7 protein-coding genes and 2 rRNA genes are annotated in these 7,697 nt (G+C 71.3%); 1 reads left to right on the forward strand and 8 read right to left on the reverse strand.

What is annotated here, in order from left to right; all coding sequences use genetic code 11:
- Positions 1–33: 33 nt before the first annotated feature.
- From ACIBU0_RS37115 to ACIBU0_RS37130, 4 genes are read right to left on the reverse strand one after another with little or no spacing between them, the layout of a single operon-like run.
- A complete protein-coding gene (locus tag ACIBU0_RS37115) occupies positions 34–882 on the reverse strand; it encodes an ABC transporter ATP-binding protein (protein ID WP_398827542.1) in 849 nt (282 codons plus the stop codon).
- Entirely contained in the window at positions 879–1,949 is a 1,071-nt protein-coding gene (locus ACIBU0_RS37120; protein WP_398827544.1) for a FecCD family ABC transporter permease, read from the reverse strand. Before ACIBU0_RS37120 ends, ACIBU0_RS37115 begins: the two co-directional genes overlap by 4 nt.
- Positions 1,946–2,989, reverse strand: coding sequence for a FecCD family ABC transporter permease (locus ACIBU0_RS37125; RefSeq protein ID WP_398827546.1), 1,044 nt, complete (start codon positions 2,987–2,989; stop codon positions 1,946–1,948). The genes ACIBU0_RS37120 and ACIBU0_RS37125 overlap by 4 nt, the downstream gene beginning before the upstream one ends.
- 54 nt (positions 2,990–3,043) lie before the next feature.
- Positions 3,044–4,072: an HAD hydrolase-like protein gene (locus ACIBU0_RS37130; protein WP_398827548.1), complete on the reverse strand. Its 1,029-nt coding sequence runs from the start codon at positions 4,070–4,072 to the stop codon at positions 3,044–3,046.
- A 72-nt stretch (positions 4,073–4,144) separates the two neighbouring features.
- On the opposite strand from ACIBU0_RS37130, the gene ACIBU0_RS37135 reads away from it, so the two are divergent.
- Positions 4,145–5,437 carry a DUF1015 domain-containing protein gene (locus tag ACIBU0_RS37135; RefSeq protein ID WP_398827550.1) on the forward strand — a complete coding sequence of 431 codons (1,293 nt, stop codon included), beginning with the start codon at positions 4,145–4,147 and terminating at the stop codon, positions 5,435–5,437.
- Between the two features lie 72 nt (positions 5,438–5,509).
- Here the strand turns inward: ACIBU0_RS37135 and ACIBU0_RS37140 are convergent, their stop codons facing one another.
- From ACIBU0_RS37140 to ACIBU0_RS37155, 4 genes are all read right to left on the reverse strand, one after another.
- Entirely contained in the window at positions 5,510–6,271 is a 762-nt protein-coding gene (locus tag ACIBU0_RS37140; RefSeq protein ID WP_398827570.1) for a hypothetical protein, read from the reverse strand.
- Positions 6,163–7,251, reverse strand: coding sequence for a hypothetical protein (locus tag ACIBU0_RS37145; RefSeq protein ID WP_398827572.1), 1,089 nt, complete (start codon positions 7,249–7,251; stop codon positions 6,163–6,165). Before ACIBU0_RS37145 ends, ACIBU0_RS37140 begins: the two co-directional genes overlap by 109 nt.
- Positions 7,252–7,404: 153 nt before the next feature.
- Positions 7,405–7,521, reverse strand: a 5S ribosomal RNA gene (gene rrf, locus ACIBU0_RS37150).
- 103 nt (positions 7,522–7,624) lie between these two features.
- Positions 7,625–7,697 (reverse strand): 23S ribosomal RNA (locus tag ACIBU0_RS37155); the annotation flags it as partial.

A 7,697-nucleotide genomic window follows, 5' to 3' on the forward strand; every position in this document is an offset into this window, starting at 1 on the left:
TTCCGAGGAAGCGGATTCTCAGTAAGCGGATCCTCAGGAAGCTTCGGTGGCGACCGCCCTCGCCGCCGTACGCGCCTTGCGCGCCGCCGGAACCACCAGCGGCGTGCCCGTCTCCGGGTCGTCGATCACCTGGCAGCGCAGCCCGAAGACCTCCTCGACCAGCTCGGCCGTGACGATGTCGTTCGGCGCGCCCTCGGCGATGATCTTTCCGTCGCGCAGAGCGATGAGGTGCGTGGCGTACCGGGCGGCGTGGTTGAGGTCGTGCAGCACCGCGACCAGGGTGCGCCCCTGCTCCTCGTGGAGTTCGGCACACAGGTCGAGGACGTCGATCTGGTGCTGGATGTCGAGGTAGGTCGTCGGCTCGTCGAGCAGCAGCAGCGGTGTCTGCTGCGCGAGCGCCATCGCGATCCACACGCGCTGCCGCTGACCGCCGGACAGTTCGTCGACATAGCGATCCGCGAGCTCGGCGACCCCGGTCTGCTCCATCGACTCCTGCACGACCCGCTCGTCCTCGGTCGACCACTGGCGCAGGATCCCCTGGTGCGGATAGCGGCCGCGGCCCACCAGGTCGGCGACCGTGATCCCGTCGGGCGCGATCGACGACTGCGGCAGCAGCCCCAGCGTGCGCGCGACCTTCTTCGCCGGCATCGACTGGATGACCTGCCCGTCCAGCAGCACCCGGCCCTGGCTGGGCTTGAGCATCCGGGACAGCGCCCGCAGCAGCGTGGACTTGCCGCACGCGTTCGGGCCGACGATCACGGTGAAGGAGTTGTCGGGTATCTCCACCGACAGCTGCTCGGCGATGACCCGCTGGTCGTAGGCGAGGGTGACGTTGTCGGCGGACAGGCGGTTCACAGTGCTCCTTCGGATGTTCTTGTTCATATCCGGCCGGCCCTTCGCTCGCTGACGAGCAGCCACAGCAGATAGACGCCGCCCAGTACGCCGGTGACCACGCCCACGGGCATCTGGTCGGCCCCGAAGACCTGCTGGGAGGCCCAGTCCGCGGTGACCAGGAGGGTGGCGCCCATGCAGAGGGAGGGCAGCAGGTTCGGTCCGGGCGAGCGGGTCAGGCGCCGGGCGAGCTGCGGGGCGGTGAGCGCCACGAAGCTGACGGGGCCCGCGGCGGCGGTCGCGGCCGCGGTGAGCAGGACGGCGGACAGCATCAGCAGCAGCCGTACGCGCTCGACGCGCACCCCCAGGGCGTACGAGACGTCGTCACCCATCTCCATCATCCTGAGCCCGCGCGCGTTGCCGAGGACGAGCGGCACGAGGACGGCGCACAGCGCGAGCAGCGGCCACACCTGCGCCCAGTCACGCCCGCTGAGCGATCCGGTCATCCACACCACCGCGCGGGCTGCGTCGACCAGGTCGGCCTTGGTCAGCAGATAGCCGTTGACCGCCGTCATGATCGCGGACATGCCGATACCGACCAGGACCAGGCGATAACCGTGCACACCCCGCTTCCAGGCGAGCAGATAGATGGCGAGCCCGGTCCCGAGCCCGCCCACCAGCGCGCCGACGGTGACCTGGCCGGCGCTCCCGGAGAACAGCACGATCACCACGAGCGCCCCGGCCGTGGCCCCCTGTCCGAGGCCGAGGATGTCCGGGCTGCCCAGCGGATTGCGGGACAGCGCCTGGAAGAGCGCACCGCCGAGCCCGAGCGAGGCACCGACCAGGAGACCGACGAGAACGCGGGGCAGGCGCAGCTCGTTGATGATGAACTCCTGCCCCGGGTTGCCGTCGCCGGCCAGCGCCTTGAGCACGTCGCCCGCCGGGATGGGGAAGTCGCCGGTGCCGATCAGCAGGATGCTCGCGGCGAGCGCGGCGAGGAGCAGCAGGACGACGACGGTCAGAGCCCGGACGTCGAGCCGGAGCGAGAAGCCGCCGGGGCCGCGCACGGCGCGGTTGCCACGCGCGGACTGCGCCGCGCTCTTCACTGGGGCCTTCACAGCTGCGCCGTCCTCCGCCGTCGTACGAGAAAGATGAAGACCGGCCCGCCGAGAATCGCGGTGACGATGCCGACCTGGAGCTCGGAGGGCCGGGCGACGATCCGGCCGAGGACATCGGCGCCCAGCAGCAGCACAGGCGACAGGACGGCCGCGTACGGCAGGATCCAACGCAGGTCGGGGCCGGTGAAGGAGCGCACGACATGCGGCACCATCAGGCCGACGAACACGATCGGCCCGCAGGCGGCGGTCGCCGCCCCGCACAGCACGGTCGCGGCGAGCATCGACAGCACGCGGGTGCGGTTCAGATGGGCGCCGAGGGCCTTGGCCGTGTCGTCGCCCATCTCCATGGCGTTCAGCGGGCGGGCGAGCGCGAGCGCGAGGACGGTGCCGGCGAGGAGGAACGGCAGTACCTGCGTGATGGTCTCGTCGGTCGCCGAGGCAAGTGAACCCACCGTCCAGAAGCGCATCTTGTTGAGCGCCGCGTCATCCACGATCATCACGGCCTGGAGATAGCCGTACAGCGCGGCGCTGATCGCCGTACCGGCCAGCGCGAGCCGCACCGGTGTGGCACCCCTGCTGCCGCCGAGGAACCAGACCATCGCCCCGACCGCGGCCGCGCCGAGGAAGGCGAACCAGACATAGCTGCTCAGGCTCGTGACGCCGAGGAAGGTGATGGCGGTGACGACGGCGGCGGAGGCGCCCGCGTTGATGCCGAGCAGGCCGGGATCGGCGAGCGGGTTGCGGGTGAGGGCCTGCAGCACGGCACCCGCGAGGCCGAGGGCGGCGCCGGCGAGCAGTCCGAGCACGGTGCGCGAGATCCGGTCGTCGACCACGACGTCGCCGTAGGTCCCGGAGGCCTCGAACAAGCCGTGCCAGACCTCTCCGAAGGACAGCTGTTTCGCCCCGATCGCGATGCTCGCCAACGCGACGACCACCAGGACCAGGACAGAGACGAGCAGCCCAACGGCACGTATCGCCCGTCGGGTTGGCGGCGCGGACTCGGGTTCCGCGCGCTGTTCGGGAGGACTGTCGACCAACACGCAGTTAGGTTAGCCTACCCTCCCATTCAGCCACGATCCCGTGTCGGCGACGACTCACAACCCCAGCCGCGCCAGCGCCTTCCCCGCATCCAGCCCGCACGAGCCCTCCCCGGCCACGGTCCAGGCAGCCGCGCACAGCGCCCGCAGCCCGTCCAAGCCCGCACCCTCGCCATCGAGTTCCAGCCGCTCCGCCCCGGCGGTCGCCGTCCAGCCGCCACACCGGAAGCCGCCCCCGTCCTGGACCACCTCCGGCTGCCCGGTGAGCAACCCCCGCAGATCGGCGTCGACATACGTCGGCCGGTGCTGCGGCGGCGCGGCCAGCAGCTGGGCGCCGTCGGTCACCCCGGTCAGCACCAGCAGCGAGTCGACATCCCCGTTGAACGCCCCCTCGATGTCCGTGTCCAGCCGGTCCCCGACCACCAGCGGCCGCTCGGCGCCGGTCCGCAGGATCGTCTCCCGGTGCATGGGAGGCAACGGCTTGCCCGCCACCCGCGGCTCCGCGCCGGTCGCTATCCGTACGACCTCCACCGCCGCCCCGTTGCCCGGCGCGATCCCCCGCGCGCTCGGAATCGTCAGGTCGGTGTTGGACGCGAACCAGGGCACCCCGCGCGCGATGGCGTAACAGGCCTCCGCGAACCGCCCCCACGGCAGCTCCGGCCCGCCGTACCCCTGCACGACCGCCACCGGATCGTCCTCCGCCGACTCCACCGGCTCCAGCCCACGCTCCCGCAGCGCCACCCGCAGTCCCTCACCGCCGATCACCAGCACCCGGGCGCCCACCGGCACCTGCTCACTGATCAGCCGCGCGACCGCCTGCGCCGAGGTGATGACGTCGTCCGCCCCCGTCGGTATCCCCAGCTCCGTCAGATGCGCGGCCACGGTGTCCGGCGTCCGCAGGGCGTTGTTCGTGACGTACGCCAGATGCATCCCGCCCGCGCGGGCCGCGGCGAGCGACTCCACGGCATGCACGATCGCGTGGCCTCCCGCGTACACCACACCGTCGAGGTCGAGCAGCGCCGTGTCGTACGCCTCGCTCAGGGCCTGGCCACTGCCCTCGGGCCTCGTCCTGACGCTCTGGCTCATTCCGCATCGCTCCTCGTTCGACGGCTTTCCCCCGATCATCCCCCATGCCACTGACACCCGTACGATGCCGGGATGAACACAGCAGGTCACCCGGAAGCAACGGCGCACCGGGGCCTCGAACTCACCCCGTTCCGAGGCCTCCGCTACGACCCCGACCGGGTCGGCAGCCTTGCCGCCGTGACATCACCGCCGTACGACGTCGTCGTCCGTCCCGACGGCCTGCACCACCTCCAGGACGCCGACCCCTACAACATCGTCCGCCTGATCCTCCCCCAGGCCGCCACCCCCGGCGCCCGCAACGAACAGGCCGCGAAGACCCTGCGCCGCTGGCTGTCGGAAGGCGTCCTCACCACCGACACCGAGCCCGGCCTCTACGTCTACGAACAGCACGACGGCGACGGCATGCTCCAGCGGGGCATCATCGGCGCCCTGCGCGTGACGGAGCCGGCGGAAGGCCTGGTCCTGCCCCACGAGGACGTGATGCCGCACGTCGTCGCCGACCGCGCCGCCCTGATGCGCGCCACGTCGGCGAACCTCGAACCCCTCCTCCTGACCTACCGCGGCAACGGCACGGCTGCCGACACGACCGCCGTCATCGAGCGCACGGTCGAAGGCCCGCCGCTCCTGGCGACCACCACGGAGGACGGCTTCAGCCACCGCCTGTGGTCGATCACCGACCCGGCCGACCTGGCCCGCGTCCAGTCCGATCTGGCCCGCCACCAGGCCCTGATCGCCGACGGCCACCACCGCTGGGCGACATACCGCCGTCTCCGCGCGGAACACCCTTCGCCCAGCGCCTGGGACTACGGCCTGGTGCTCCTGGTCGACACGGCCCGCTACCCCCTCCGCGTCCGCGCGATCCACCGCCTCCTGCACGGCCTGACGGTGCGGGACGCCCTGGCCGCCCTCGACGGCCTGTTCCGCGTACGCCGCCTCGAAGTCCCCCTCCCGCAGGCCTTGGAGACACTGGCCGACGCCGCCTGCGCGGGCAACGCCTTCCTCATCGCCGGCGACGGCTCCTTCCACCTGGTCGACCGGCCGGACGCGGCCCTCCTCGCCCGTACGGTCCCCGCCGACCGCCCCGCCGCCTGGCGCACCCTGGACGCGACCGTCCTGCACGCCACACTCCTCGCCCATGTCTGGCACATCCCCGAGGACGACCCCACCCGCATCGCCTACATCCACGACACCGCCGCCACCGTGCGAAAGGCGGAACGCGACGGCGGTACGGCCGTCCTGATGCACCCCGTCCGCGAGGACGTCGTACGCGACCTCGCCCGCCAGGGCGTCACCATGCCCCGCAAGTCGACGTCGTTCGGCCCGAAGCCCGCCTCGGGCCTGGTCCTGCGCGCCCTGGACCTCTGAACGCCACAAGCCCCCTGGAACGCCGAAGGGCGGGACCCCTGCCCGGGATCCCGCCCTCACGTCACGCTCAGCTCACTCCTTGTCGCCCTCATCGGGCCGGGCCTGAACCTGCTCGTCGCTGCCGTCGTCCGCGCCCGGACCCTCACCCTCGTTCTCGTCGAGGGCGTCGACGAACTCGACACCGTCCAGCTCGGCCAGCCGGTCGGAGGCGTCCGTGCTGCCGTCCTTGTCGGCCTCGACAGCCTTGGCGAACCACTCCCGAGCCTCACCCTGCCGCCCGGCTCCGAGCAGCGCGTCGGCGTACGCGTACCGCAGCCGCGCGGTCCACGGCTGTACGGCGTTGGAGGCCAGCTCGGGGCTCTGCAGCGTCACGATGGCCGCGTCGAGCTGCCCCATGTCACGCCGGGCGCCGGCCGCGACGAGCCGCATCTCGACCTGCCCGGCCTTGTCCAGCTTCTGCACCTCGGGCGCGCCGGCCATGTCCAGCGCCTTCTCCGGCCGCCCGAGCCCGCGCTCGCAGTCGGCCATGACGGGCCACAGATCGGTGTTGCCGGTCATCCGCCGAGCGGCCCGGAACTCGCCGAGCGCCTCACCGTACTTCTGGTTGGCATACGCGGCGAACCCAGCGGCCTCCCGTACGGCGGCAACGCGCGACGCGAGCCGCAGGGCCACCTTTGAGTAGCCGTACGCGCCCTCGGGATCCTCGTCGATGAGCCGAGCGACCATCACAAGGTTCTTGGCGACATCGTCCGCGAGCGTCTTCGGCAGGCTCTGCAGCTCCTGCCGTACGTCCTTGTCGATCTCGTCGCCCGTGACGTCCTCGGGGATCGGCAGCCGCTTGATCGGCTCGCGGTCGCGGTCGCGGTCACGCTCGTCACGGAACCGACCGCCGCCGCGCCGGTCGTCACGCCGGTCGTCGCGCCCACGGAACCCGCCGGGGCGTCCACCCCGGTCGTCACGCCGGAACCCACGGCCGCCACGGTCGTCACGCCCGCGGAATCCACCGCGCTCACCCCGGCTGTCCTCACGCCGGAACCCGCCACGGTCCCCACGGTCCTCGCCCCGACGCTCGTCGCGACGGATCCCACCCCGGTCGCCGCGATCACCACGGTCACCCCGGTCGTCCCGACGGAACCCACGATCGCGGTCGTCGCCACGGAAACCACGGTCACGGTCCCGGTCGTCGCGGCGGAAGCCCCCACGATCCCCGTCACGGCGGTCATCACGGCGGTCATCACGCCGATCGTCTCGGCGGTCATCACGGCGGAAGCCACCGCGCTCGCCGCCACGCTCGCCACGGTCATCGCCTCGACGGTCGTCCCGACGCCCGTAACCACCGCGGTGGTCATCGCGACGGCCGTAGCCACGGTCGTCGTCGCGACGGTCGTCCCTGCGGTCATCCCGTCGGAAGGCGGGGCGATCTCGGTCCCCGTCCCGACGGAAGCCACGATCGCGGTCCCGGTCGTCGCGGCGCGGACCACCGGACCGGTCGTCACGCCGGAACGCCGGACGCGGCCCACGATCACCCTCACGCCGGTCGTCCCGCCGGCCGCCGTAGCCGCCACGGCTGTCGTCACGGCGGAAGCCACCGCGGTCGCCGCCACGCTCGCCACGGTCATCGCCTCGACGGTCGTCCCGACGGCCGTAGCCACCACGGTCGTTGTCACGGCGCGGCCCACCGGACCGGTCGTCACGGCGCTCGCTGTCCCGCCGGAAGCCACCACGGTCACCGCGGTCGCTACGGTCGCTGCGGTCACCGCGGTCGCTGCGGAATCCTCGGCGATCCCCCCGATCTCCCCGGTCGCCGCGGTCACCACTGTCCCGTCGGCGCTGGTCGCGCTCCGGTCGATCGTCGGGAGAGTTGGTGGACATGGTGACTCCTGTCTTCGGTACCGCAAGCATTCTAAAAACGAAAGGACCCCTGGTCCCAGCTGAACGCTGGTGACCAGGGGTCCTTCCCAAAGATTGTTCGGCGGTGTCCTACTCTCCCACAGGGTCCCCCCTGCAGTACCATCGGCGCTGTGAGGCTTAGCTTCCGGGTTCGGAATGTAACCGGGCGTTTCCCTCACGCTATGACCACCGAAACCCTAATGGTTTCGAGCGAACAAGCACACTTTTCTTTTATGCGTTCTGCTCAAACCGGCAACGGTCGTTGCCTCAGAACTAACACAGTGGACGCGAGCAACTGAGGACAAGCCCTCGGCCTATTAGTACCGGTCACCTCCACACGTTACCGTGCTTCCAGATCCGGCCTATCAAC

Source organism: Streptomyces sp. NPDC049627, assembly GCF_044465645.1.
Classification (GTDB): domain Bacteria; phylum Actinomycetota; class Actinomycetes; order Streptomycetales; family Streptomycetaceae; genus Streptomyces.

Bases quoted from the DNA above. Each gene is read 5' to 3' on its own strand.
- ACIBU0_RS37135 (WP_398827550.1), top strand. From the start codon at position 4,145: ATGAACACAGCAGGTCACCCGGAAGCAACGGCGCACCGGGGCCTCGAA.
- ACIBU0_RS37130 (WP_398827548.1), bottom strand. From the start codon at position 4,072: ATGAGCCAGAGCGTCAGGACGAGGCCCGAGGGCAGTGGCCAGGCCCTG.
- ACIBU0_RS37115 (WP_398827542.1), bottom strand. From the start codon at position 882: ATGAACAAGAACATCCGAAGGAGCACTGTGAACCGCCTGTCCGCCGAC.